This is a genomic window from Streptomyces sp. A012304, assembly GCF_026008495.1.
In the GTDB taxonomy this organism is placed as follows: Bacteria; Actinomycetota; Actinomycetes; order Streptomycetales; family Streptomycetaceae; genus Streptomyces.
The window spans coordinates 254,092-279,852 of record NZ_BQUN01000200.1; the positions used below are offsets into that span (position 1 = coordinate 254,092).

The window sequence follows — 25,761 nt, forward strand, 5'->3', positions numbered from 1 at the left end:
ACCGCGTGGCACCTCGCTCACCTGCGCCGACGGCCTGGCGGTGGGCTCCGACGACCATGGAGCCCACCGCCGCACCTGTTTCCGGCCACAGCTGCGACACGGCGCAGGACTAGAATCAATCCATTTCTTGAACCGTTCGTGTTTCTGGGGGTAGGTTGGGCGCCATGACCGCATCCCGGCCTCCGAACACGGCCGAGGAGCTGCGCGGTGCCGGCCTGCGAGTGACGGCCGCCCGCGTCGCGCTCCTCGAGACCGTCAGGAACGGTGATCACCTCGGAGTCGAGGCGATCGCGTCCGGCGTGCGCGAGCGTGTCGGCCACATCTCCCTCCAGGCCGTGTACGACGCGTTGCACGCGCTGACCGCGGCGGGACTCCTGCGCCGGCTCGAACCCCCCGGCAGCCCGGCCCGCTTCGAAGGGCGCGTCGGGGACAACCACCACCACCTGGTGTGCCGGTCGTGCGGTGCCGTCACCGACGTCGACTGCGCGGTCGGCGCCGCACCCTGTCTGACCGCCTCCGCGGACCACGGCTTCTCGATCGACGAGGCCGAGGTCATCTACTGGGGCCTGTGCCCCGCCTGTTCCACCACCCCCAGATCCTGAGCACCGAGATCCACGCAGTCCGGAAGGATTCCTGAATGTCCGAGAACCATGACGCCATCGTCGTCGACCCGAAAACGGCAGGCGAGGGCGGCGGCTGCCCGGTCGCACACGGACGCGCCCCGCACCCCACGCAGGGCGGCGGAAACCGTCAGTGGTGGCCGGAGCGGCTGAACCTGAAGATCCTCGCCAAGAACCCCGTCGTGGCCAACCCGCTCGGTGAGGAGTTCGACTACACCGAGGCGTTCAAGAGCCTGGACCTTCCGGCCGTCAAGCGGGACATCGCCGAGGTGCTCACCACCTCACAGGACTGGTGGCCGGCCGACTTCGGCAACTACGGCCCGCTGATCATCCGCATGGCGTGGCACAGCGCCGGCACCTACCGGATCAGCGACGGCCGCGGTGGCGCCGGCGCCGGCCAGCAGCGCTTCGCCCCCCTCAACAGCTGGCCGGACAACGCCAACCTCGACAAGGCCCGCCGCCTGCTGTGGCCGGTGAAGAAGAAGTACGGCCAGAACCTCTCCTGGGCCGACCTCATGATCCTCGCGGGCAACGTCGCCCTGGAGACGATGGGCTTCAAGACCTTCGGCTTCGCCGGCGGCCGCGCGGACGTCTGGGAGGCGGAGGAGGACGTCTACTGGGGTCCCGAGACCACCTGGCTCGACGACCAGCGCTACACCGGCGACCGCGAGCTGGAGAACCCGCTCGGCGCGGTCCAGATGGGCCTGATCTACGTCAACCCGGAGGGCCCCAACGGCAACCCGGACCCGATCGCCGCGGCCCGCGACATCCGTGAGACGTTCGCCCGCATGGCGATGAACGACGAGGAGACCGTCGCCCTGATCGCCGGCGGCCACACCTTCGGCAAGACGCACGGCGCCGGCCCGGCCGACCACGTCGGCGCCGACCCCGAGGCCGCCTCGCTGGAGGAGCAGGGCCTCGGCTGGAAGAGCACCTACGGCACCGGCAAGGGCGGCGACACCATCACCTCCGGCCTCGAGGTGACCTGGACCGCCACGCCCACCCAGTGGAGCAACGGCTTCTTCAAGAACCTCTTCGAGTACGAGTACGAGCTCACCGAGTCCCCGGCCGGCGCCAAGCAGTGGGTGGCCAAGAACGCCGAGGCGATCATCCCGGACGCGCACGACCCGTCGAAGAAGCACCTGCCGACGATGCTCACCACCGACCTGTCGCTGCGCTTCGACCCGATCTACGAGCCCATCTCCCGCCGGTTCTACGAGAACCCGGAGGAGTTCGCGGACGCCTTCGCCCGCGCCTGGTACAAGCTGACCCACCGCGACATGGGCCCGAAGTCCCTGTACCTCGGCCCGGAGGTCCCGGAGGAGACCCTGCTGTGGCAGGACCCGCTGCCGCAGCCCGAGGGCGAGGTCGTCGACGCCGAGGACATCGCCGCGCTCAAGGCCAAGCTCCTCGACTCGGGCCTGACCGTCTCCCAGCTGGTCTCCACCGCCTGGGCGTCGGCCTCCACCTTCCGCGGCAGCGACAAGCGCGGCGGCGCCAACGGCGCGCGCATCCGCCTGGAGCCGCAGCGCGGCTGGGAGGTCAACGACCCCGACCAGCTCGCGACCGTCCTGCGCACCCTCGAGGGCATCCAGCAGGAGTTCAACGCGAACTCCGGCGCCAAGAAGGTGTCCCTGGCCGACCTGATCGTCCTCGGCGGCTCCGCGGCCGTCGAGCGGGCCGCCAAGGAGGCCGGCTTCGAGGTCGAGGTGCCGTTCACCCCGGGCCGGGTCGACGCGACCGAGGAGCACACGGACGCCGAGTCCTTCGCCGCGCTGGAGCCGACCGCCGACGGCTTCCGCAACTACCTCGGCAAGGGCAACCGCCTGCCGGCCGAGTACCTGCTGATCGACCGCGCCAACCTGCTCACCCTGAGCGCCCCCGAGATGACCGTGCTCGTCGGCGGTCTGCGTGTCCTGGGCGCGAACCACCAGCAGTCGCAGCTCGGCGTCCTCACCTCGACCCCCGGCTCGCTGACGAACGACTTCTTCGTCAACCTGCTGGACCTGGGGACGACGTGGCAGTCGACGTCCGAGGACCAGACCACCTTCGAGGGCCGTGACGCGGCCACCGGCAAGGTCAAGTGGGCCGGCAGCCGCGCCGACCTGGTCTTCGGCTCGAACTCCGAGCTGCGCGCGCTCGCCGAGGTCTACGCGAGCGACGACGCCAAGGAGAAGTTCGTGACGGACTTCGTCGAGGCGTGGGTCAAGGTCATGAACCTGGACCGGTTCGACCTCGTCTGATCCTGAGCGATCCGGGCCGGTCCGCTTTCCGCGGGCCGGCCCGGCCGCGTTTGCGCCGCCCGCCTACCGCACGAGTTCCTTGGTGATGCGGTCCAGCATGAACGCCGAGGACTCCCGGGCCCGTTCCTCCCAGGCGAACACACAGGCGGTGGCCACGCCGTCGAAGCCCAGCTCGCGCAGGGTGCCGAAGAAGGCGTCCCAGTCGACCTCGCCCTGCCCGATGTCCAGGTGCTGGTGGATCCGGGCGGCGGTGCCGGGCGGGTTGAGGATGTACCGCAGCCCGGAGGAGCCCTTGTGGTTGAAGGAGTCCGCGATGTGCACATGCTGGAGCTTGTCGCCGGCGTAGCGCATCATCGCCGCGATGTCCGCGCCGACCTCCCCGGTACCGGAGAGATGGAAGGAGTGCGGGGCGCAGTAGAGGTAGTTCACCCACGGTTTGTTGATCGCGCGGACCAGGTCCACCGCCGGAGCGTTCTCCTCGCAGAAGTCGTCCGGGTGCGCCTCCAGGTTCAGAGCGATGCCTTCCCGCTCGAAGACCGGAAGCAGCTCCTCCATCGAGCGCCAGAACGCGGCCTCGCTCTCGGCGGCCCGCTCCGGACGACCGTTGAACTCCGAGTTCATCAGCGGACATTCGAGGTCCGCGGTGATCTCGATCATCCGCTTCCAGTAGCGCACCGCCGCCTGCCGCTCGGTCTCGTCCGGCGAGGACCACTTGTACAGCGGCAGCACGGAGGACAGCCGCACACCGTGCGTGCGCAGGGACTGCTTCAGCGCGGCCACCCGCTCGTCGTCCGCCCGCGGGTGCAGGAAGAACGGCATGAAGTCGGCACGCGGCGACAACTCGATGTACTCGTAGCCGAGTTCGGCGACCGTGCGCACCATCTCGTCGATCGGCAGCGCGCGGAACATGTACGGGTCGAGGGCGATCTTCATGCGGTGCCTCCGTAGAGGGTCGGGCGGGGCTTGAGGTCCGTGGCGACGACGCGGCCCGACTCCAGGGCCTCGACCGTGGCGGCGGTGATGACGGTGGCGGCGTAACCGTCCCAGGCGGACGGCCCGGTGGGCTCCTCGCCGGCGGCCACACCCGCGATCCACTCGCGGAACTCGGTGTCGAAGGCGTCCCGGAAGCGGCCCACCCAGTCCGTCAGCACCTCCGTGCTGTGCTGGGCGGCGGTGCGCACTCCGACCGCGGCCGGGTCGGGCAGCCGGACGAGGCCCTCCTCGCCGACCGCCTCGCAGTGGATGTCGTAGCCGTACTGGCAGTTGACGAAGACCTCCAGATCGATGCGGACGCCCTTCGCCGTCTCGAAGAGCATGATCTGCGGGTCCTCGAGGTGCTCGAACCGCTTGCTCGTGGCGCGCGGGGTGATCACCTGTGTGGAGACGATCTCGTCCTCGAGCAGCCAGCGCAGCACGTCCACCTCGTGCACCGCCGTGTCCAGGGCGGCCATGGCGGAGGTGTACGACTCCGGCACGGTCGGGTTGCGGTGGGCGCAGTGCACGATCAGCGGCTCACCGATCCGGCCCGAGTCGATGACCCGCTTCATCTGCCGGTAGCCGGCGTCGTAGCGGCGCATGAAACCGACCTGGACCAGACGGCGGCCGTGGGCCGTCTCCGCCTCGATGATCCTCAGGCAGTCCTCGGCGGTGGTGGCGAGGGGCTTCTCGCAGAACACCGGCTTCCCGGCGGCTATCGCGTTCAGCACGTGCTCGGCATGGGTCGGGCCCCAGGACGTCACCAGGACGGCGTCGACGTCGTCCGCGGCGACCACGGCGGCACCGTCGGCGAGCACCCGGGCGCCGACCGGCGCCGCCGCCTCCTCGGCGCGGGCGGCGTCGATGTCGGTGACGGCGGTGACGCGGGCACCTGTGACGGTGTGGGTCAGACGCCGGATGTGCTCCTTGCCGATCCAGCCGGCGCCGATGACACCTACACGTACAGTCATGGTCATTTCCTCACTTGGAGAAGCGCGCCCGGAGTTCGGCTTCCAGGGTTTCGAGGGAGCGTCCCTTGGTCTCGGGGACGTAGAGCTTGACGAAGGTGAGGGAGAAGACGCCCGCCACCACGAAGAGGAAGAAGGTGTTGGAGATTCCGATGCCGTCGACCAGGGACGGGAAGACCAGGCCGATCACGAAGTTGGTCAGCCACAGCACCACGGCCGCGACGCCCATGCCGAAGCCGCGCATCCGCATCGGGAAGATCTCCGACAGCATCAGCCAGGTCACCGGCGAGATGGCGCCCTGCTGGAAGGCGAGGAAGGTGACCGTCATGGCGAGCACGGCGTACGCCCGGCCGTCGCCCGACGGCAGAGCGAGGGAGAAGACACCGATCAGCAACAGGGCCGCCGTCGTGCCGATCTGACCGGTCATCAGCATGGGGCGGCGGTTGACCCGGCCGAGCAGCCAGATGCCCACGAAGGTGGCGAGCACCGAGATCACACCGTTGGCGATGTTCGCGGTCAGCGCGCTGTCGGAGGTGAAACCGGCGTCCTTGAGGATCTCCGTGCCGTAATACATGATCGTGTTGACGCCGGTGATCTGCTGCACGATCGCGATGCCGAAGCCGACGAACATCAGCTTGCGCAGCCACGGTGTGGACTTCATGTCCTGCCAGCCACCGAGCTTCTCCCGCTCCTCCTTGACGGCGAGCGCGGAGACCTCGGCGAGCTCGGCCTCGGCCCGCTGCTGGGAGCGCACCTGCTTGAGGACCTCCAGCGCCTCGGTGAAGCGCGTCTTGGAGGCCAGCCAGCGCGGGCTCTCCGGCATGACCAGCATGCCGAACCACAGCACGACGGCCGGGAGCGTGGCGATGACCAGCATCCAGCGCCACACGCCGCCGGACTCCCCGCCGACGTCGGCGATGATCGCGTTGCTGGTGAAGGCGAGCAACTGCCCGGTGACGATCATCAGTTCGTTACGGGTGACCAGCGCGCCGCGCCGCTCCGCGGGCGAGACCTCGGCCAGATAGACCGGCACGGTCACCGAGGCGCCGCCGACCGCGAGGCCCAGCACGAACCGTGCCACCACCATCACCGCGGTGGTCGGCGCGAGCGTGCAGCCGAGCGCCCCGACGAAGAACACCACCGCGAGAGCGAGAATCGTACGGCGCCTGCCGCGCGCGTCCGACAGCCGCCCGCCGACCACCGCACCCAGGGCCGCGCCCAGCAGGAGCGAGCTGGTGACCATGCCCTCGGTGAAGGGGGTCAGGCCCAGGTCGTCCGACATGTAGGGCAGGGCGCCGTTGATGACACCGGTGTCGTAGCCGAACAGGAGGCCGCCGAAGGTGGCGATCACGGTGATGAGCCGCAGCCGCCGGGTGACGGCGGGCGGGGCGTCGGTCTTCGGCGCGGAAGCGGGGGCCTGAGTCGCGTCGTCCCTGAGGTCCATGGCCCCCTCCTACCGGTCGGTGTTCGGGCGCCGGGTACCGGACAGGCCGCAGCCGGCCAGATGCTCACGGGTGCGCAGCGCGATCGGCAGCGGCACCTCCGGAGCGCACGGGTACAGGTCCTGCTCGACGATCACGAACATCTCGGCGTCGAGCTTGGCGAGTTCGGCGACCACGTCGGCCGGGTTCGGCACACCGGCCGGCGGTGACACGCACACCCCGCGCTTGACGGCCTCCCCGAACGACAGGTTCTCCGCGGCCACCTGGGCGAGGATGTCGGGGTCCATCTGCTTGATGTGGACGTAGCCGACGCGCTCCCCGAACCGGCGGATCAGGTCGACGTTGTCGCCGCCGCCGTAGGCCACGTGCCCGGTGTCCAGGCAGAGGTTGGTGTACCGGCTGTCGGACTCGTTCAGCAGCCGCTCGATCTCCGGCTGGGTCTGGATGTGGCTGTCCGCGTGCGGGTGGATCACCAAACGCACGTCGTACTCGTCGAGCAGCAGCTTGCCCAGCCGGTCGGCCGCCTTGCCGAAGCCCGCCCACTGCTCGGCGGTCAGCTCGGGCGACTCGGTGAACGCACCGGTCTTCTCGTCCCGGTACATGGGCGGGATGAGCACCAAGTGGTGGGCGCCCGCGGCGGCGGTGAGCGTGGCGACCTGACGCACATGGGCGAGCATCTCGTCCCACGCCTCGGGCCGGTGCAGCGCGCCGAAGGCGGTGCCGCCGGAGACCTGGAGCCCACGGGACGCCAGCTCCTCCTTGAGCCGCTGCGGGTCGGTGGGGAGGTAGCCGTAGGGGCCGAGCTCCAGCCACTGGTAGCCGGCCTGCGCCAGCTCGTCGAGGAAACGGGTGTACGACACCTGCTGCTCGTCCTCGGGGAACCAGACACCCCAGGAGTCCGGGGCGGAGCCCAGGCACAGGTTGCCGACGGTGGTGCGGAGAGGGGATGGCGCCGTTGCCATGACATGTCCTTCGGGGAGGGGGACGGGTCAGTTGGAGGTGGGGAAGTCGAAACCGGCGGTGGTGTTCTGGGCGGGTCGGGGCCAGCGGGTGGTGACGACCTTGGGACGGGTGTAGAAGCGCAGGCCCTCGGGACCGTGGATGGGCGAGTCGCCGATGAGGGAGTCCTTCCAGCCGCCGAAGGAGTAGTAGGCCATCGGGACCGGGACGGGGACGTTGATGCCGATCATGCCGACCTTGATGCGGCGCTGGAATCGGCGTGCGGCTTCCCCGGAAGCGGTGAAGAGAGCGGTGCCGTTGCCGTAGGGATTGGCGTTGACGAGGTCGATCGCCTCGTCCAGGCTGTCGACGCGGACGATCGCCAGGACCGGGCCGAACAGCTCCTCCTGGTAGGCCTCCATCTCGGTGGTGACGTGGTCGAGAAGGGAGGGGCCGGTGAAGAAGCCGTCGGCGTACGCGGCGTCGTCGAGCTTGAGTCCGCGGCCGTCGACGACGACGGTGGCGCCCTGCGCCGCCGCCGTGCCGACCGCGTTCTCCACCCGCTCCTGCGCGGCCTTGGTGACCAGGGGGCCCATTTCGGTACCGGGCCGGTCGCCGGGACCGACCTTCACCTCGCGGGCCTTGCGCTCCAGGATTTCCACCAGCCCGTCCGCCGCGTCACCGACCGCGACGGCCACGGAGACGGCCATGCAGCGTTCGCCGGCGGAGCCGTAGGCGCCGGCGGTGATGTGGCCGGCGGCGTGTTCGAGGTCGGCGTCGGGCAGGACGACGGCGTGGTTCTTGGCGCCGCCGAGGGCCTGGACGCGCTTGCCGTGCGCGGTGGCGGTCCGGTGGACGTACTTGGCGATGGGCGTGGAGCCGACGAAGGAGACGGCCTCGATGCCGGGGTGGGCGAGGATCGCGTCGACCGCGGGCTTGCCGCCGTGGACGACGTTGAAGACGCCGTCGGGCAGTCCCGCCTTCTGGTAGAGGTCGGCGACGAAGTTGGCGGCGGAGGGGTCGCGCTCGCTGGGCTTGAGGACGAAGGTGTTGCCGGTGGCGATGGCCATGGGGTGCATCCACAGGGGGACCATGGCGGGGAAGTTGAAGGGGGTGATGCCGGCGACGACGCCGAGGGGCTGGCGGAAGTCGTGGACGTCGATGCCGCGGGAGACCTGGTCGGAGAAGGATCCCTTCAGCGCGTCGCCCAGTCCGCAGGTGAACTCGACGACTTCGCGGCCACGGACGATCTCGCCGCGGGCGTCGTCGACGGTCTTGCCGTGTTCGGCGGAGATGATCCGGGCGAGTTCTTCCTCGTGCTCGACGAGCAGGTGGCGGAAGGCGAACATGACCTGGGTGCGCCGGCTGAGCGAGGACTCCGACCAGGACTCGAAGGCCTTCGCGGCGGCGGTGACCGCGGCGTCGACGTCCGCGGCTCCACCGAGGGTCACCCGGGCCTGTTCCTGGCCGGTGGCCGGGTTGAACACCGGGGCGGTGTCCGTGCCGGAGGCCGGTGCCCCGTCGATCCAGTGGGGGATGGTTGTCACGTGTGGGTGTCCTTACAGGTAGTGGCGCTGGGCCTGCTTGTGTGCGGCGTAGGTGTCGTAGGCGGTGCGGGTGGTGTCGAGGGCGGAGGTCTGGCTGACGGGGACGTCCCACCAGCCGTGGCCGGGCGGGTTGGGCCCGTACAGGTCCGTCTCGACGTGGACGACGGTCGTACGCGTGGCGGCCTTGGCCTTCTCCATCGCGCTGCGGAACTCCGCCACGGACGTCGCGTGCAGGACGTCCGCGCCCAGGGAGGAGGCGTTGGCGGCCAGGTCGACGGGCAGCACCTCGCCGTCGAGGAGGCCCGAGCCGTCGTCGCGGTAGCGGTACTTGGTGCCGAAGCGCTGTGAGCCCAGCGACTCGGAGAGGGCGCCGATGGAGGCGAAGCCGTGGTTCTGGACGAGGACGACGATGACCTTCAGGCCCTCGGAGACCATGGTCACGATCTCCTGCGCCATCATCAGATAGGAACCGTCGCCGACCAGGACGACGACCTCGCGCGAGGGGTCGGCCATCTTCGCGCCGACGCCGGCGGCGACCTCGTAGCCCATGCAGGAGTAGGCGTACTCGACGTGGTAGGCCTTCGGATCGCGGGCCCGCCACAGCTGCTGCAGATCGCCCGGCATGGAGCCGGCCGCGTTGATGACCACGTCCCGGTCGCCCAGGACGTCGTTGAGGGCGCCGAGGATCTGCGTCTGCGCGGGCAGGTCACCGGTATTGCGGTCCGGGGCGAAGCACTCGTCCTCGATCTCCCGGGTACGGGCGATGAGCCGGCGTGTGTGATCCCGGTACTCCTGGTCCACCTCCCAGTCGGCGAGCGCTCCGGCGAGGGCCTCGATGCCCAGGCGGGCGTCGGCCACCAGCGGCTCCGCCGAGTGCTTGACGGCGTCCAGGCGCGCGACGTTGAGGTTGACGAAGGTGACGTCCGGGTTGCCGAAGACGGTGTGGCTGGCGGTGGTGAAGTCGGAGTAGCGGGTGCCGATGCCGAGGACGACGTCCGCCTCACGCGCCAGCTCGTTCGCCGCGTACGAGCCGGTCGAACCGATGCCTCCGACCGCGTACGGGTGGTCCCACGGCACGGCGCCCTTGCCGGCGTGCGTGTCCGCGACCGGAACGCCGGTGGCCTCCGCGAACGCCCGCAGCACGGTCTCCGCACCCGAATACACCGCCCCGCCGCCGGCGACGACGAGCGGCCTGCGCGCGCCCCGCAGCAGCCTCGCGGCCCGCGCGATCGCGGCCGGCTCCGGCACCGGGCGGCCGATGTGCCACACCCGGCGCCGGAAGAACGACACCGGCCAGTCGTACGCCTCGGCCTGCACGTCCTGCGGCAGCGCCAGGGTGACCGCGCCGGTCTCGACCGGGTCGGTCAGCACCCGCATCGCCGCGAGCGCGGCCGGGATCAGCTGCTCGGGGCGGGAGATCCGGTCGAAGTACTTCGACACGGCGCGGAAGGCGTCGTTGACGGTGACGTCCCCGCCTCGGGTGTCCTCCAGCTGCTGGAGAACCGGGTCGGCGGCCCGGGTGGCGAACATGTCGCTCGGCAGCAGCAGAACCGGCAGCCGGTTGGTCGTCGCCAGCGCCGCGCCCGTGATCATGTTGGTGGAGCCGGGGCCGGTGGAGGCGGTGCAGGCGAAGGTGGCGAGCCGGTCGCGCATCTTGGCGTAGGCCACGGAGGCGTGGACCATGCCCTGCTCGTTGCGGGCCAGGTAGTAGGGCAGGTCGGCCTCGCCGGTCACGGCGGCCTGGAGCAGGGCCTGTCCGACGCCGGCGACGTTGCCGTGTCCGAAGATGCCCCACACGCCGGGGATCAGCCGCTGTTCCTGGCCGTCACGCTCGCTGTACTGGCCGGCCAGGAAACGGACCAGGGCCTGGGCCGTGGTCAGCCTGATCGTTTCCATCACTCGTTCTCCTCGGCTCCGAAGGGCAGCCGGTCGTCGATGTCCTGGGTGTCCCAGGTCGTGCGGACCCATCCATGGGCGGGGTCGTCGCAGATGAGCCAGGCGCGGTCCTGCCCCGGACCCGCCATGACGTTGAGGTAGTAGAGGTCGTAGCCGGGCGCGGCGATGGACGGGCCGTGCCAGCCGTGCGGGATGAGGACGGTGTCGCCGGAGCGGACCTCGGCGAGCACGTCGATGGGCCGGTCCTCGGTGCCGTAGACCCGCTGGTAGCCGAAGCCGTGCTCGCCGGCGACCTGGAAGTAGTAGATCTCCTCCAGCTCCGACTCGGTCCCGGGTCGGGCTTCGTCGTGCTTGTGGGGCGGGTACGACGACCAGTTGCCGCCCGGGGTGAGCACCTCGCACACCAGCAGCTGCTCGGCTTCGAAGGTGCCGGGCAGGCAGTAGTTGTTGACCTGCCGCGAGCACGCGCCCGCGCCACGCAGCTCCACGGGCACGTCCTCCTTGCGCCCGTACCGGGCGGAGAGCGAGCTCCGCTCGGTACGGGCGGAGGGCAGCGCGAACGTCCCGCCGGACGCGCTGCTGAGGGTGGCCTCCGACTCGCGGGGGAGGTATGCGAAGTCGGTGACCGACGCGAACACGTCCGTCCGGCCGTCGAGTTCGAAGGTCTGTCCGTCGACGGCGACGGCGCAGCCGCCGGTCAGCGGAAGAACCAGGAACTCGGACTCCCCGGTGGACAGGGTGTGCGCCTGCCCCGGCCGCAGGGTGAGGACCCTGAGGCCGGAGTGTCCCCAGCCCGCCGTCTCCGGCGTGACCAGAAGGTCGTAGGGGCCGTCGGCCGACGTGCCCTGTGGCAGGTGGTACTTGTTCGCCGGGGTCACAGCAGGCTCACCGCCCGGTCCACGGCCCCGGCGACATCGCCGTCCGAGGGGTAGAGCAGCGACCGGCCGACGACCAGGCCCTGCGCGGTGGGCAGCTTCAGCGCCTTGCCCCAGGAGGCGAACGCCGCGTCCGGGTCCTTGACCTCGCCGCCCAGCAACAACGCGGGCAGGGTGGAGGAGGCCAGTACTCGTTCCATGTCGTCGACGACCGGCAGCTTCAGCCAGGTGTAGGCGGTGCGGCGGCCCAGTCCCGAGGCGATGGTGACCGACTTGACGACGGCGTCCGTCGAGAGGTCGTTGCGGATCCTGCCGTCCTGCCAGGAGGACAGGAACGGCTCGACCATGGCGATGAGCTGACGGTCGTTCAGTTCGTCGACGGCCCGCGCGGTGTTCTCCAGGACGGACGGAGTGTTCGGATCATCCAGGGCGATCCGGGTGAGCATCTTCCCGCCGTCGAAGCCCATGGCGGCGATGGTCTCGGCGTCGTAACCGGTGAACCGGTCGTCGATCTCGAACACCGACCCGGCCAGCCCGGCGCGGTTCATCGACCCGAAGACGCTCTTGCCGTCCAGCACGCCGAGCAGCAGCAGGTCTTCGAGGATGTCGGCCGTCGCCAGCACCCCCGTCACGCCGGGGCGTTCGAGTGCGGTGCACAGCCGGTCCAGCAGTTCGAAGCGGTCGGCCATGGCGTTCGGGTCGCCGCCGACGCCGTTGGCGCCGCGGGCGGGGTGGTCGGCGGCGACGATCATCGCCTTGCCGTGCTCACCGAGGAGGGAGGTGGCCTTGGTGCGGCGGGCGGCGGCTGCCGCGATGGCGCCGGGGTCGTTGACCCGGGCCTCCACGATCCGGCTCACATTGTCGGACAGCACGTCGCTCATGCCTTTCGTTCGGCTTGGGTGGAGGCTTCGGTGGTGGCTTCGGTGGAGGCCTGGACGGGGCCGAGGCCGGCCTCGCGGAGTCTGGTGTCGACCTCGGCCTGGGTGGGCATGGCGTCGGAGCAGGCCAGCCGGCCGGCGACGATCGCGCCGGCGGCGTTGGCGAAGGCGATCGTGCGGCGGGTGTCCCACCCGGACAGCAGCCCGTGACACAGCGCGCCGCCGAAGGCGTCACCGGCCCCCAGACCGTTGACCACGTCCACGGGCACCGGCGGGATCTCGCAGACGGAGCCGTCGCGGTCCATGGCCAGCACCCCCTTGGGCCCCTGCTTGACCACGGCCAGTTCCACCCCGGCCGCCAGCAGCGCCTTCGCCGCCGCGTACGGCTCGCGCTCACCGGTGGCGACCTGGCACTCCTCGACGTTGCCGACCGCGACGGTGGTGTGCCGCAGCGCCTCGGCGTAGAAGGAACGGGCCTGGGCGGGGTCGGCCCAGAACATCGGCCGCCAGTCCAGGTCGAACACCGTCGTGCCCGCCTTCGCCCGGTGCTCCAGTGCGGCCAGGGTGGCCGAGCGGCTCGGCTCCTCGCTCAGACCGGTCCCGGTCATCCAGAAGATCGAGCTGTCACGGACCGCCGTCAGGTCCAGTTCCTCGGGGCGGATGTCCAGGTCGGGTGCCTTCGGCAGCCGGTAGAAGTACAGCGGGAAGTCGTCCGGCGGGAAGATCTCGCAGAACGTCACCGGAGTCGGGGCGATGCCCGACACACCGACGAAGCCGTTGTCGACGCCGAAACCCGCCAGCGCCGAGCGGACGAAGTCGCCGAACGGGTCCCGGCCGGTCTTGGTCACGACGGCCGAGCGGCGCCCGTACCGGGCGGCGGCCACCGCGACGTTCGCCGGGCTGCCTCCCAGGTACTTGCCGAACGACGTGACCTCCGCCAGCCCCACGCCCGTCTGGAGCGGATACACGTCCACCCCCACACGGCCCATGGTCAGCACTTCGAACGGCATCACGCTGGTTTCCCTTCGCTCCGGGGACTCCGGGGAGTGGTCACGGAGAAGACTTGGTCGCGGAAAAGGACTGCTGGAGAGCCGCCCGAGACGCTCTCTGTCGCGCTCTACTAGCGCGCTCTAGTGCGAGTACGATGGCCCCTGTTCAAATGTCATGTCAATAGCTTGTTGCCGAGAGATTTCGAGGGGGTCCGTACCGAGGAACCGGCCCGCCGGTGTCCCAGGCCGAAGACGTGTCGCGCCGTCGCCCGGGGGAACTCGGGGCGCGCCTCCACGGGGAGGCCGGGGTGCTCCAGGAGGTGCCATGACCGAGGACGCCGAGCGTTACGAGGACAGGGTCGACGACCGCGACGACGACCGGGACACCGCGCCCCTCGGCGGCTACGCCCTGCTCGTGGCCGGGTTCACGGCCGGCGCCGCCCTCTACGCCGGCCTCGCCCGGCGCCACGGCGTACGGCTGCCCCGGGAGGTGCCGCCCTGGGACGTCGCTCTCATGGGCACGGCGACCTACAAGGCGTCCCGGCTGCTGACCAGGGACAAGGTCACCAGCTTCCTTCGGGCGCCGTTCACCCGCCGCGCCGACGACGCCCTGGCCGGCGAGGTCCTGGACGAACCCCGGGGCAGGGGGGTGCGGCGCGCCGTCGGCGACCTGGTGTCCTGTCCGTTCTGCACCTCGGTCTGGGTGGCCGGCGCGCTGGTGGGCTCCTACGCCTGGACGCCCCGGGGCACCCGACTGGTCTGCGCGGGCCTCGGCGCCGTCACCCTGGCGGACTGGCTCCAGTACGCGTGGACCTGGACGCAGCAGAGCACAGAGGAGTGAGTGCCATGACCGAGTCCTTCCCCACCCCGTCCCAGGCCGAGGGCGAACGGGACGACGAGGACACCCGGCCGGATCCGGAACGCTCCACGCCCTCCCAGGCCGAGGGCGAACGGGACGACAGCGACACCGGCACGGACATCGACACCGACGTCGATGTCGACGCCGACGTCGATGAAGCGACCACCACCGGCACGGGCGCCGGCACCGGCAGCTGAAGGCCGGGAGTCGCTCGGCACACCGGAGGGAGTCACCCGACGTACCGGCGCGCGGACGAGTGCCGCCGGGCCCGTTGCAGCGTCGCGATGCGCTGTTCGATCTCCGGCGGCACCGGGGAGCGCTGCCTCAGCACCCATGGCAGCCCGGCCGCCGCACGCGCGAAGGCACGGGCCGAGGCCACGTCGTGGGGGACGGTGATCATCAGGTCGAGGGTGCGCCGCAGGGCCGGCAGGAGCGGTCGGCGCAACCAGGTGAACCACAGCGTGTTGCGCAGGCCGAGGACCCGGCGGGCTGTGCTGTCCCGCAGCTTCGACGCCTGATGATGGACTGTCAGCTCCTCGACGTAGCTCAGCCACCAGCCCTGCCGCAGCAGGTCCGTGGCCAGCAGCTCCTCCTCGCCGCCGAGCCACAGCCCGGGGTGGAAACCGCCCGCGCCCCGGAAGGCGTCGACCCGCATCACGGTCGCCGCCGCGAGGAACGAGCCGAGCGCAGGTCCCGGCAGACTCTCCGGCCCGGCCAGGGGCGATTCCCGCAGCTCCTTGACGACCGGGTCCTCGGTGCCGTCCGGCTCCACCACGATGCGGGCCGTGACCCCGGCCAGGGCCGGCCGCTCGTCGAGCAGGTCCGCCGCCCGCCGCAGGCTCCCCGGCTCCCACCAGGTGTCGTCGTCGCAGAAGGCCACGTACGGCGTCCGCACGTGTCGTACCGCCAGGTTACGGCCGACCGCGCCCAGGTTGACGCCGGGCTCCAGCAGCAGCACCTCGGGAAAGGCGCGCCGGACCGCCGCCGCCGTGCCGTCGGCGGAGGCGTTGTCGGTGACGATCACCCGGGGCCGTTCGGGCAGGTCGCGCAGGAGGGTGAGGGTGCGCAGGAGCTCGGTACGGCGGTTGTGGGTGATCACCACGACCGTGGTGCGGGTGTCCTTCGTCGGTTCGCTCATACCGGCCCGCCGTTCCGCGTCGGGGTCCATCCGTCCAGCAGCCGGGCCGCGCGCTCGACGCGCGGGGGCAGCCGCCTGCGCCGGGCGAGCGCGGCCGGGAGCCGTGCCGCCGCCTCGCGCAGGGCGCGGCGGGCGCCGGGCTCGCCGACGGCCGCTGCGGCCGCCAGACGCCCGCTGGCCCGCAGGGCGGCGGAAAGGGGGCGGCGCAGCCACAGGGTCAGCACCTCGTTGCGCCGCATCAGATGGCTGCGCCCGTCGCGCCCGCCGGGCTCGGGGTGGTGGTGGGCCGTCAGGGAGGGCTCGTAGGTGACACCCCAGCCGCGGGCCGTGAGGTCGTAGGCGAGCAGGGTCTCCTCACCGCCGAAGAACAGCACGGGGTGAAAGCCGCCCGCCCCCAGGAACGCCTCGCGGCGCACCACACAGGCGCAGGCCAGGAACCCCAGCACCGGGCGGCCCGGGACATCGGGCTCGGGCGGCAGGGGAGAGGCGGCGAGCACCGTGTTGAGCGGGTCCTCCGCCTGCTCGGGACCGACCAGCGTGCGGGCGGCCACCAGGCCCAGGCGGGGATGGGCGTCGAGCAGGTCGGCCGCCCGCCGCAACGCGCCGGGCGCCCACCAGGAGTCGTCGTCGCTGAACGCGACGTACGGCGTGTCGGCCTGCCGTACCGCGAGGTTGCGGCCCAGCGCGCCCGTGTTGCGCCCGGGCCTGAGGACACGGGTGACCACCGGGTGCCGGCGCACCGCCTCGAAGGTCCCGTCACCGGAGCCGTTGTCGACGACGATGACGGGCGGACGCTCCGGCAGCGCGGTCAGGGCGTCCAGGGTCCGCAGCACGCCGGCGCACCGGTCACGGGTGATCACGGCGACCGTGACCCGGCCGTCCGGAAGGTCACGGACCGGCTCAGCGGACACGGGCCTCGTCCCCCCTCCACGACTCTTCCCTCCATGGCTCTTCCCCCCGTGGCTCGCCGTCCTCCAGCAGGCTCAGCGCCGCGGCGATCGCCTCCTCGGCCCCGATGCGCAGCAGCCGCGGGTCGGGGAGGTCGCCGTGCGGGTCGCCGGGCGGCCCGGGTTTCCACAGGGCGATGTGGCGTGCGGAGCGCGGCGGCCCCCACAGCCGTGGCGACACCGGCCCGAACAGCGTCACCGAGGGCGTCGCGTGCGCCACGGCGAGATGCGCGAGGCCGGTGTCGCCGCTGACCAGGAGCGCGGCCCGCGCCACGAGCGCCGACAGCTCACCGAACGGCAGCCCGCCGCGCAGCACGTCCCGCTCGGGCAGCCCGGCCCGGGCGGCGACGTCCAGCACCAGCGCGTCCTCCTTCGGGCCACCGGTGACGACGACACGCGCGCCGCTCCCGGAGAGACTCCGCACGAGGGCGGCGTACCGCTCGGCCGGCCAGCGGCGGGAGCCCGCCTCCGCCCCCGGGTGCACGACGACCGCGCCGGGCGCCGGCGAGGCGGCGGCGGGAGGGGGCAGCCGTACGTCCTCGGGGTCGGCGGCGATGCCGTACGCCGCGAGGAAGCGGCACCAGCGAGCGCGTTCGTGCTCGTCCCGCCGCCACAGCGGGGTCCGCGGGCCGGACTGCGCGAAGGCCAGCAGACGGCCGGGGGAGAGGGCGGCCAGGGCGTCGCGGCTCTCCGGCCCGTTGCCGTGCAGGTCGATCGCGACGTCCGGCGGCGGGCCCGTCCAATGGGTCAGCGACGGCACGCCCCGGCCCGGGGCCTCGGCCGGCAGGACCGCGTCCACCGTGCCGGTGGCCAGCGCGGGCTCGGTGAGCGCGGGCGGGACCGCCAGCACGACACGGTGCCCGGGGAAGGCGCGGCGGACGCCGCGCAGCGCCGGCACCCCGGCGAGCAGGTCGCCGAGGCCCAGCGCGCGCAGGACCAGCAGTCGGGGCGTCACCCGCGCCCCCGTTCCCGCGCGGAGCCGGTCGCCTGCCCGGCCCGCTTCGGTGACCGCGCGGCCTTCTCCGCCAGGCCCGTCGTCGAACGGCCGTCCAGGTACGGGAACAGCACGACCTGCCCGCCCCAGCTCTCCACCAGTGACGCCTCCGGCAGCCGCTGAAGGGCGTAGTCACCGCCCTTCGCCCAGATGTGCGGGCGCAGTTCGCCGAGCAGCCGCTCCGGGGTGTCCTCGTCGAACACGGCCACCGCGTCGACGCACTCCAGGGCGCGCAGCACCCGGATCCGGTCGGCCACCGGCACGAGCGGGCGGCCGCCGCCCTTGCGGCGGCGCACGGACGCGTCCGAGTTGACGCACACCACCAGACAGTCGCCGGTACGGCGGGCGGCCTGGAGCAGGGCGACATGGCCGGCGTGCAGCAGGTCGAAGCAGCCGCCGGCGGCGACCACCGTCCCGCCCGCCGCCCGCACCCGGGCGGCCGTGCGCAGCGCGTCCTCGGTCGGCTCGCCGTCGGCCGCCGGGACGGCGTCCGGGTCGTGCGCGGCCAGCGAGCGCACACCGCCCTCCGCGACATACCGCGTGGCGGCGTGCACGGCCTCCCGCACGGCGGTCTCCGTCAGCTCGCCGTCCGCGAGCAGCCCCGCCGCGGTCGCCGCGAAGCGGTCGCCGGCGCCGCACGCGTCGCCCTCGGCCGTCACCGGCGACGGCACCAGCAGCGGTGTCTCCCCGTGCGACAGCAGCGCGCCCCGCCCGCCCAGCGTCACGGCCACCGAGACGGCCCGCCAGGCACGCACCAGCGCCCCGGCGTCCGACGCCGCCGTCCGCAGATCGCCGCCGCCCGCGGGGGGCTCGCCGCCCGCGAAGGCCCGCGCCTCGCTCGCCGACGGCGTCACCAGCCGCGCGCCGGGCACCGGCGGCCCGCCGCGCGGGTGCGGATCCCACACCACGGGCACCCGCGCGGCCGCCGACGCGAGCGCCTCGCGCAGCACCTCGGCGGTGCCCCGGCCGTAGTCGGCGACCAGGACGGCACCGGCCTCGGCGACGGCCCGCCGCGCCTCGTCCGTCGCTTCCCGGGCACGGCCCTCGCCGTCGTCCAGGCGCAGCAGCGGCGTGCCTCCCGCGAGGATGCGGGTCTTGCGGGACAGTGCGCCGGTCAGCGGCAGCCGCACCACCCGCACCCGGTCGGCCAGCAGCCGCACCAGGGACGCGCTGGCCTCGTCGTCGCCGAGCGCGGTGACCAGCGTGACCGGCCTGCCGTCGGACGCGGCGAGCGCGGCGGCGAGCGCCGCCCCGCCCGGCCGGGTGGTGCGCCGGGCCTCGCTGACGACCGGCACGGGCGCGTCGGGAGCCAGCCGCTCCGCCCGTCCGCACAGGTCGTGATCGAGCAGCGCGTCCCCCACGACGAGCAGCGGGGCCGGGGCACTCATACGCCGTCCTTCCCCGCCACCGCGGTCCAGCGGTCCGCGGCCGCGCGCCGCCGCTCGACGGCCGTCCGCCGTTCGACGGCCAGGTCGAAGGTCTCGCAGAGCATGTGGACGGCCACCAGGTGCAGCTCCTGCACCGTGGCGGCCGTCGCCGCGTCCACGCACAGGGCCGCGTCCGCCGCGCCCTCCAGCGGGTTGGGCGCCGGACCGGTCAGGGCCCACACGGTCATGCCCAGGCGCCGCGCCTCGGTCGCCGCGACCCGCAGGTTCGCGCTGGCGCCGCTGGTGGACAGCAGCATCAGCAGGTCCCCGGCCCGGCCGTGCGCGGCGACCTGCCGGGCGAAGATCTCCTGCACGCCGTAGTCGTTGGCGATGGCGGTGGTGGAGGAGGTGTCGGCGTGCAGCGCGAGCGCGGAGAACGGCGGCCGGTCGTCGCGGTAGCGGCCGACCAGCTCGGCGGTGAGGTGCTGGGCCTGGGCGGCGCTGCCGCCGTTGCCCGCGACCAGCAGCCGGGAGCCCGCACCGAGGCGCTCGGCCAGGGCGCCGCCCCACCGCTGGATCACCGGGGCGGCGTACTCGCGGAAGCCCACGAGGGCCTTCATCAGGTCGTCGCAGTGCGTGACGTCGGTGGCGAGTTTCATCGGACCACTCCCGAGAGCGAGGGGACGGAGGAGACGGCGCCGTAGACCCGGGCCACGCCGTCGGCGACGCGGTCCCAGGTGTAGCGGGCGAGGACGCGGCGTCGGCCGGCGGCGCCGTACCGGGCGAGCCGGGCCGGGTCGGCGAGGAGACCGCGGACGGTGGCGGCCAGGTCGTGATCGTCGTCGGGCGGCACGAGGACGCCGGTGACGTCGTCGACGACGGTGTCGAGCTGCCCGCCCACGGCGGTCGCCACCACGGGCGCGCAGCAGGCCATGGCCTCCACCGGCACGATCCCGAACGGCTCGTAACGGGGCAGGGACAGCGCCAGGTCCGCGCCGGACATCAGCCGGGGCATCCGGGCCGGGCTCACCCCGCCCAGCAGGGTCACCCGGTCGGCCACCCCGCACTCCTCGGCGAGCGCCCGCAGCCGCTCCGCCTCCGGTTCGGCGCCCAGCAGGGCCGGTTCGGGCCCGCCGGCGACGAGCAGTTCCGCGCCGGGCACCTCGGCCAGGGCGCGGATCGCCCGGTCGAAGCCCTTGCGGGGGACCAGCCGGCCGACCGAGAGCAGCCGGCGCGGTGCGGACACGGGCCGCCGGGCACCGGTGACCGGCGCGAACAGCGTGGGGTCCACCCCGCAGGGCACCACCGAGATACGCGTCCGGGGCAGGCCCATCGCGACCAGCTCGGTCACCTCGTCCTGGCAGGTCGCGATGATGCCGGCGCACTCCCGTCCGACCGCCGTCTCGATCGCGATCCGCTGCGGCGGACTGGTGTCGGCGGAGCCCTGGTAGCGCCGCTTCACGGTGCCGAGCGCGTGATACGTCTGCACCACCGGCACCCCCAGGGCGCGGGCCCCCGCCACCGCCGCCATCCCGGACATCCAGAAGTGGGCGTGCACCACATCCGGCGTCTCCGTCGCCCACTCGCGCGCCAGCCAGTCCCCGAACTCCGGTATGTACGGAAGGAGTTCGTCCTTCGGTATGGGAGCCGCGGGCCCGGCGGGCACATGCACCACCTTCACCCCCTCGGGCGTGGTGACGCGCTCCGGCAGCCGGGGGTCGTCGCGGCGGGTGTACACGACGACCTCGTGCCCCCGGCGGGCCAGCCGCCCGGCGAGTTGGGCCACGTACACGTTCTGCCCGCCCGCGTCCGGACCGCCGAGCTCGGCCAGCGGGCTGGCGTGCTCGGAGACCATGGCGACGCGGGCGGTCGGGTGGCTGGTGCTCATCGGGTGACCTCCTTGATCAGACGCTCCCAGTCGTCGCGGAAACGCCGTTCTCCGTACCGGGCCTGTACCGCGGCCCTGGCGGCCTCCCCTGTCTGCCGGGCGTGCGCGGGGTCCGCGAGGAAGCTGCGGACGGCGTCGTGCAGCACGTCGAACCGGTTGGAGACCACCCCCGCCCCCTCCGGCACGGCCTCCCGCACCTCGGTGGTGTCGAGCGCCACCACGGGCATCCCGAGGAACATGGCCTCCAGCAGGGACAGCCCGAGCGACGTCCACCGGACGGGATGCAGATAGAGCCGGCGGCGGGCCATCGCCGGATGCAGCTCGCCCTGCGGCAGGTCCCGGCCGCGGCACCGGTCGTCCGGCAGCCCGAGGTGCCGCGCGAGTCCCTCGGTGCGCATGCCGAAGACGTCCAGCGGCACCGTGCGCGCGACGTCGGCCAGCAGGTCCGTGCCCGTCGTACGGCCGCGCCGCACGGGCTCGTTGACGACGACGGCGGCACGCGGCTCCGCACCGGTCCACAGATGGCCGGGGTCGATGATGCCGTGCTCGATCACCGCGGTCGGCGCGCGGCCGTTGTCCCACATCAGCCGGTTGAAGTGGGTGACGTGCACCAGCGTGACATCCGTGCGGTCGGCCAGCGGGTGGCGGGTGTCGACGGGCGACTCGTGCGGGCTGTTGTGCTCGACGTACACGGCGGGCACGTCGACGCCCGGCCGCCGGCCCGTCCACCGCCGGGCCAGCTCCAGTTCGTGCGGACGCTGGAGCACCACGAGATCGATGTCCGCCTCCCGCAGTTCGGCGGGGGCCACCTCCCGCACCGTGCGCGGCCATTCCCACGTTCTGGCGCGCCCCAGTCCGTCCGGCCCGCGGTCGGGCGTCACCGGGACGAGGAAGGTGTACGGGCCCTGGACGAACGACGTCAGCCACGAGCCGTGTACATGCCAGACAAGGATGTTCATGCACGCTCCTTCAGGAGTTTCCGCACCGCCTGCACCACGTCCTGGCCGGTGACCTCGTCCAGGCACGGATGGCCCGGCACGGGGCAGTGCCGGGCGCGGCTGTCCGCGCACGGCGCCGACTGGTCACCGAGCAGCACAGTGGGCACCCCGTACGGCGCCCACCGCTCCGCCGGGACGACCGGCGCGAACAGCGACACCACCGGGGTGCCGACGGCCGCGGCCAGATGGGCGGGACCGGTGTTGCCGCACACCACGACGTCCGCCGTGCGCAGCACCCCGGCCAGGGTGCGCGGCCGTGTCCTGCCGCCCAGGTCGACCGCGGTGTCCCCGCTCACCCGCCGGGTGAGGTCCGTCTCGCCGGGCCCGCCGGTGACGATCACCCGGTGGCCCGCGTCGGCGAGCAGCGCCACCGCCTCGGCGCAGCGGGCGGGGCTCCAGGCGCGGGCGGGCGCGCTGGCCCCGGGGTGGACGACGACGTACGGGCCGTTGCCGGTCAGCGCGATGGTGTCGGGCGGCGGCAGGACGCGCAGCCGCCCGTCGTCCCCCGGGGGCGGCGGGAAGCCCATCGCGACGGCGGTGTCGAGCGCCGCCTCCGCCTCGTGCCGGCCGGGCAGCCGTCGGTGGCGTACGTCGAGCAGGCTGCCCGGGTGGTCGACGCTGTCGGCGCCGATCCGTCCGACGCCGGCCAGCCGCAGCAACAGGGCCGTGGGCAGCGGGCTCTGGTGGAACGAGGTGAGGACGAGGGCGACGTCGAACGCCTCTTCCCGCAGGCGCCGCACCAGACCGTCCACGTCGGCCTCTCCGACGGTCGGCGGGTCCACCCCCTCCCAGGGCGCCGACCACACGATCACGTCGTCGACGCCGGGCAGCAGCCGGGCGGCGGGCTCGCCCTGCGGGCCGCACAGCATCGTCACCCGCGCGCAGTGCGCGGCGACCGCGCGGACGGCGGGCCCGGCGAGCAGCACGTCGCCGAAGCTGTCGAGGCGTACCACCAGCGCCTTCACGACCGGCCTCCCCGGGCCGCGGCCAGCACCAGGCGGACGGCGGTCAGCAGGTCGCGGGCGGTGCACGGCGCCGCCTCGACCTCCTCCGGCCGGGTCGCCGCGTTCGGTACCAGGACACTCCGGGCGCCGGCCGCACGGGCGGCCAGGACATCGGCCGCGATGTCGCCGATCACCACGCAGTCCCGGGGCGCGACCCCCAGACGCCGGGCCGCCTCCAGCACCAGCCCCGGCCGGGGCTTGCGGCAGGCGCAGCCGTCGTCGGGCAGATGCGGGCAGTACACCCAGACGCCGAGGCCGCCGAGCAGCGCGTCGGCGCGGGCGTTGACCCGCCGCACCTCGGCGTCCGTGAGCAGTCCTCGTCCGATGCCCGACTGGTTGCTGACCACGCCGGTCGCGACGCCCTCGGCCCGCAGCAGCCCGAGCGCCTCCCGGGCGCCGGGGACCGGACGCACCAGGTCGGGGTCCCCGTTGTAGGGGACGTCCTCGACGAGGGTGCCGTCGCGGTCGAAGAGGACGGCGGCGACCGGTGCGTGGGCAGGCGTGCCCGGGCGGATCGCGGGGCGCGCGCCGGTGGCGTGGCTCATGGCCTGCCTCCCATCGGCACCGCCCCGCGGTGGTGCAGCAGGCCGTCGATCCAGTGGGCGACGGCGAGCGGGGGGATGAGCACGCTCGTGCCGAGCATGGTGGTGATCTCGTGCCGGGTACGCGGTCCGGGGCCGATGCGGGCCATCGCGAACTCGGCCGTGCCCAGCGTCCACAGCAGCCCCGCGCCGACGGCGGCGCGGCGGCGCCCCGCCAACGCGCAGGCGGACGCGGCGAGCGCGGCGGCCGTCACCAGCACATGCCGGGGGAGCCGGCCCCGGGGCGCCTCGGCGCGGGTCCACCAGTCACGGCCGTGCAGCCGGGTCATCAGGACGTCGTCCGCGTTGCCGCGCTGGGCCCGCACCGACACCCAGCGGTCCGCCGGGCGTACCGGATGGCGGGTCGTGCGGCGGCCGCGCCGCAGGCTCCAGCCGGCCGCCAGGACCCGCAGCGCCAGGTCGGCGTCCTCGCGGAACGCCCGGCGGAACCGCTCGTCGAAGCCCCCGACGTCGGCCAGCGCGGCCGTGCGGTACGCCATGTCGGCGGTGGCCCAGGCGGCCTGTTCCAGCCCGGCCGTGCCCCGCTCCCAGTCGGTCGGCCTGCGGTCCTCGGGCAGGGGGACGGTCAGCCGGCCCTGGACGCCGCCCGTGGTCGGGCCGGCCGCCGTCAGGTCCTCCGCGAGCAGCCGTGCCCAGTCCGGCAGGACCTGCACGTCGTCGTCGAGGAAGACCGTCCACGGCGTGCCGACCGCGCGCCAGCCGGTGTTGCGGGCGGCCGCCGGGCCGCGACCGCCGGAGCGCAGGGTCCGCACGCGTCCGCGCAGCCCGCCGGCCGCCTCCAGCGGCAGCTCGGCGGCGGGATCCGGGCGGTCGTCGACCACGAACACCTCCTCGGGCGGACGGCCGTCGGCCGCGGCGAGCGCCCGCAGACAGTCCGCGAGGCAGGGCCGCCCGATCGTCGGGATCACGACCGAGTAGGCGGGGGCGTCCGGCACGGCGGGCGTGTCCGTCATGCGAACACCTTCTTCCGCCAGACGGCGAACGGCCCGAGCGCGAGCAGGTCCACCGGCGCGGAGCCGAAGCACTCCAGGGCGTCCCGTGGATCGTCGACCATGGGACGCCCGGCCGTGTTGAGGCTGGTGTTGACCACCACCGGCAGCCCGGTCCGCCGCTCGAAGCCGTCGATCATCCGCGCCACCAGCGGCTCCTGTGCCCGGTCCACGGTCTGGATCCGGGCGGTGCCGTCCACGTGGACGACGGCCGGGATCCGCTCCCGCCACTCCTCGGCCACGTCGTGCACGAACAGCATGTAGGGGCTGGGCAGCGGCCCGTCGAAGAGTTCCGCGGCCCGCTCCGCCAGCACCATCGGCGCGACCGGCCGGAACTCCTCGCGGCCCTTCACCGCGTTGAGGCGCTCCAGGTTCTCCGCCCGCCCGGGGTGGGCCAGCAGCGAACGGTGCCCGAGCGCCCGGGGACCGTACTCGCTGCGCCCCTGGAACCAGGCCACGACGCCGTCCCGGGCCAGCTCCTCGGCGACGGCCTCGGCGATGTCGTCGGGCTCCTCGTAGGGCACCGCCGCCCGCTCCAGCCAGGCGCGCAGTTCGTCGTCGCTCCAGCCGCGGCCCAGGGCGGCGGTCGGCATGGCCTCGACCGTCTCCTTCTGGTGGGCGACGTGCAGCGCCGCGCCCAGGGCCGTGCCCGCGTCCCCGGCCGCCGGCTGCACCCAGATCCGGTCGAACGGCCCCTCCCGGTGCAGCCGGGTGTTGGCCACGCAGTTGAGCGCCACCCCGCCCGCGAGGGTCAGCACGTCCTCACCGGTGCGCTCGTGCAGCCACCGCACCTGGTCGAGCAGGACCTCCTCCAGACAGGCCTGCGCGCTCGCCGCCACATCGGCGTGGTCCCGCGTCCAGGGGGCGCCCGCGGGACGCGGCGGCACCAGCGACGACCAGGGCACGGGACGGGCCCGGAAACCGCCCTCGCCGTCCGAGCCGACGTACTCGCGCAGCCGGTCGAGGTGGCGCGGCTCGCCGTAGGAGGCGAGGGCCATCACCTTGAACTCGTCGCTGCTGCGCAGGAATCCCAGATGCTGGGTGAGTTCCTCGTAGAACAGGCCCATCGAGTCCGGCAGCGACTGCGAGCCCAGCACGGTCAGTTCACGGTTCGCGTAGCGGCCGGCGAGGTGGGAGCCGCACTCGCCGCGGCCGTCGAGCACCAGCACCGCGCAGTCGGGGTACGGGGAGGCCTGCCCGGCCGAGGCGGCGTGGGCGACGTGGTGGGCGACGAAGCGGACTTTGGCCGGGTCGAGCCCGGGCAGGGCCTCGGCGAGGAACTCGGGGGCGCGGCGCGCGTACTCCTGCCGCAGGTGGTCCCACGGATCGTCCAGCCCCAACCGGTCCGCCGGGCGGGCGAGTTCGGGATCGTAGGAGTAGGCGACCGCGTCCAGCTCGGACGGCTCGAGCCCGGCTTGCTCCAGGCACCAGCGGGCGGACAGTTCGGGCAGTTCCCAGGCGGAGAAGGGGACGGGACGCTTCCCGTGCTTTCGACGGCTGAAGCGTTCCTCCTCCGCGGCCGCCACGATCCGCCCGTCCATGACCAGGGCGGCGGCGGGGTCATGAAAAAGGGCGTTGATTCCCAGAACTCGCATACGGGGGC

At 73.2% G+C, this 25,761-nt stretch carries 24 protein-coding genes; 4 read left to right on the top strand and 20 right to left on the bottom strand.

Annotated elements, in window-relative coordinates; translation table 11 throughout:
* Nucleotides 1–164 precede the first annotated feature (164 nt).
* Nucleotides 165–602 (top strand): Fur family transcriptional regulator, encoded by a 438-nt coding sequence (locus ALMP_RS41145; protein ID WP_264937119.1) that lies wholly within the window; start codon nt 165–167, stop codon nt 600–602.
* A 35-nt stretch (nt 603–637) separates the two neighbouring features.
* Nucleotides 638–2,863, top strand: a complete 2,226-nt coding sequence (katG, locus tag ALMP_RS41150; protein ID WP_264937121.1) for a catalase/peroxidase HPI — start codon at nt 638–640, stop codon at nt 2,861–2,863.
* A gap of 63 nt (nt 2,864–2,926) precedes the next feature.
* On the opposite strand, the gene ALMP_RS41155 is transcribed toward katG, so the two are convergent.
* From ALMP_RS41155 to iolC, 9 genes are read right to left on the bottom strand one after another with little or no spacing between them, the layout of a single operon-like run.
* Complete coding sequence (locus tag ALMP_RS41155) at nt 2,927–3,796, bottom strand: sugar phosphate isomerase/epimerase (RefSeq protein ID WP_264937122.1); 870 nt, start codon at nt 3,794–3,796, stop codon at nt 2,927–2,929.
* Nucleotides 3,793–4,809, bottom strand: coding sequence for a Gfo/Idh/MocA family protein (locus ALMP_RS41160; protein WP_264937124.1), 1,017 nt, complete (start codon nt 4,807–4,809; stop codon nt 3,793–3,795). Before ALMP_RS41160 ends, ALMP_RS41155 begins: the two co-directional genes overlap by 4 nt.
* A gap of 10 nt (nt 4,810–4,819) precedes the next feature.
* Entirely contained in the window at nt 4,820–6,250 is a 1,431-nt protein-coding gene (locus ALMP_RS41165) for a sugar porter family MFS transporter (protein WP_264937125.1), read from the bottom strand.
* A gap of 9 nt (nt 6,251–6,259) precedes the next feature.
* Complete coding sequence (locus tag ALMP_RS41170) at nt 6,260–7,210, bottom strand: sugar phosphate isomerase/epimerase (RefSeq protein WP_264937126.1); 951 nt, start codon at nt 7,208–7,210, stop codon at nt 6,260–6,262.
* A gap of 27 nt (nt 7,211–7,237) precedes the next feature.
* Nucleotides 7,238–8,734: a CoA-acylating methylmalonate-semialdehyde dehydrogenase gene (locus ALMP_RS41175; protein WP_264937127.1), complete on the bottom strand. Its 1,497-nt coding sequence runs from the start codon at nt 8,732–8,734 to the stop codon at nt 7,238–7,240.
* Nucleotides 8,735–8,746: 12 nt separating this feature from the next.
* The gene (gene iolD / locus ALMP_RS41180; RefSeq protein WP_264937128.1) at nt 8,747–10,630 is read right to left on the bottom strand and encodes a 3D-(3,5/4)-trihydroxycyclohexane-1,2-dione acylhydrolase (decyclizing); all 1,884 of its coding nucleotides are present in this window, start codon (nt 10,628–10,630) and stop codon (nt 8,747–8,749) included.
* A complete protein-coding gene (gene iolB / locus ALMP_RS41185) occupies nt 10,630–11,508 on the bottom strand; it encodes a 5-deoxy-glucuronate isomerase (protein WP_264937129.1) in 879 nt (292 codons plus the stop codon). Before iolB ends, iolD begins: the two co-directional genes overlap by 1 nt.
* Nucleotides 11,505–12,386: an aldolase gene (locus ALMP_RS41190; protein ID WP_264937130.1), complete on the bottom strand. Its 882-nt coding sequence runs from the start codon at nt 12,384–12,386 to the stop codon at nt 11,505–11,507. The genes iolB and ALMP_RS41190 overlap by 4 nt, the downstream gene beginning before the upstream one ends.
* Nucleotides 12,383–13,393, bottom strand: coding sequence for a 5-dehydro-2-deoxygluconokinase (iolC, locus tag ALMP_RS41195; RefSeq protein ID WP_264937183.1), 1,011 nt, complete (start codon nt 13,391–13,393; stop codon nt 12,383–12,385). Before iolC ends, ALMP_RS41190 begins: the two co-directional genes overlap by 4 nt.
* A gap of 304 nt (nt 13,394–13,697) precedes the next feature.
* On the opposite strand from iolC, the gene ALMP_RS41200 reads away from it, so the two are divergent.
* Both ALMP_RS41200 and ALMP_RS41205 read left to right on the top strand, forming a co-directional pair.
* Nucleotides 13,698–14,213, top strand: a complete 516-nt coding sequence (locus ALMP_RS41200; RefSeq protein WP_264937131.1) for a DUF1360 domain-containing protein — start codon at nt 13,698–13,700, stop codon at nt 14,211–14,213.
* 5 nt (nt 14,214–14,218) lie between these two features.
* Nucleotides 14,219–14,428 (top strand): hypothetical protein, encoded by a 210-nt coding sequence (locus ALMP_RS41205; protein ID WP_264937132.1) that lies wholly within the window; start codon nt 14,219–14,221, stop codon nt 14,426–14,428.
* A gap of 32 nt (nt 14,429–14,460) precedes the next feature.
* Here the strand turns inward: ALMP_RS41205 and ALMP_RS41210 are convergent, their stop codons facing one another.
* From ALMP_RS41210 to ALMP_RS41260, 11 genes are read right to left on the bottom strand one after another with little or no spacing between them, the layout of a single operon-like run.
* A complete protein-coding gene (locus ALMP_RS41210; protein WP_264937133.1) occupies nt 14,461–15,369 on the bottom strand; it encodes a glycosyltransferase family 2 protein in 909 nt (302 codons plus the stop codon).
* Nucleotides 15,366–16,280, bottom strand: a complete 915-nt coding sequence (locus ALMP_RS41215; RefSeq protein ID WP_264937134.1) for a glycosyltransferase family 2 protein — start codon at nt 16,278–16,280, stop codon at nt 15,366–15,368. Before ALMP_RS41215 ends, ALMP_RS41210 begins: the two co-directional genes overlap by 4 nt.
* A complete protein-coding gene (locus ALMP_RS41220; RefSeq protein ID WP_264937135.1) occupies nt 16,270–17,271 on the bottom strand; it encodes a glycosyltransferase family 9 protein in 1,002 nt (333 codons plus the stop codon). The genes ALMP_RS41215 and ALMP_RS41220 overlap by 11 nt, the downstream gene beginning before the upstream one ends.
* Entirely contained in the window at nt 17,268–18,698 is a 1,431-nt protein-coding gene (gene rfaE2, locus ALMP_RS41225) for a D-glycero-beta-D-manno-heptose 1-phosphate adenylyltransferase (RefSeq protein WP_264937136.1), read from the bottom strand. The genes ALMP_RS41220 and rfaE2 overlap by 4 nt, the downstream gene beginning before the upstream one ends.
* Nucleotides 18,695–19,336, bottom strand: coding sequence for an SIS domain-containing protein (locus ALMP_RS41230; protein ID WP_264937137.1), 642 nt, complete (start codon nt 19,334–19,336; stop codon nt 18,695–18,697). Before ALMP_RS41230 ends, rfaE2 begins: the two co-directional genes overlap by 4 nt.
* The gene (locus ALMP_RS41235; RefSeq protein WP_264937138.1) at nt 19,333–20,565 is read right to left on the bottom strand and encodes a glycosyltransferase; all 1,233 of its coding nucleotides are present in this window, start codon (nt 20,563–20,565) and stop codon (nt 19,333–19,335) included. Before ALMP_RS41235 ends, ALMP_RS41230 begins: the two co-directional genes overlap by 4 nt.
* Entirely contained in the window at nt 20,562–21,524 is a 963-nt protein-coding gene (locus ALMP_RS41240) for a glycosyltransferase (protein WP_264937139.1), read from the bottom strand. The genes ALMP_RS41235 and ALMP_RS41240 overlap by 4 nt, the downstream gene beginning before the upstream one ends.
* Nucleotides 21,521–22,528: a glycosyltransferase family 9 protein gene (locus tag ALMP_RS41245; protein WP_264937140.1), complete on the bottom strand. Its 1,008-nt coding sequence runs from the start codon at nt 22,526–22,528 to the stop codon at nt 21,521–21,523. The genes ALMP_RS41240 and ALMP_RS41245 overlap by 4 nt, the downstream gene beginning before the upstream one ends.
* A complete protein-coding gene (locus tag ALMP_RS41250) occupies nt 22,525–23,112 on the bottom strand; it encodes an HAD-IIIA family hydrolase (RefSeq protein WP_264937141.1) in 588 nt (195 codons plus the stop codon). The genes ALMP_RS41245 and ALMP_RS41250 overlap by 4 nt, the downstream gene beginning before the upstream one ends.
* Nucleotides 23,109–24,122, bottom strand: a complete 1,014-nt coding sequence (locus ALMP_RS41255) for a glycosyltransferase family 2 protein (RefSeq protein ID WP_264937143.1) — start codon at nt 24,120–24,122, stop codon at nt 23,109–23,111. The genes ALMP_RS41250 and ALMP_RS41255 overlap by 4 nt, the downstream gene beginning before the upstream one ends.
* A complete protein-coding gene (locus tag ALMP_RS41260) occupies nt 24,119–25,753 on the bottom strand; it encodes a carbamoyltransferase C-terminal domain-containing protein (RefSeq protein WP_264937144.1) in 1,635 nt (544 codons plus the stop codon). Before ALMP_RS41260 ends, ALMP_RS41255 begins: the two co-directional genes overlap by 4 nt.
* Nucleotides 25,754–25,761: the final 8 nt, after the last annotated feature.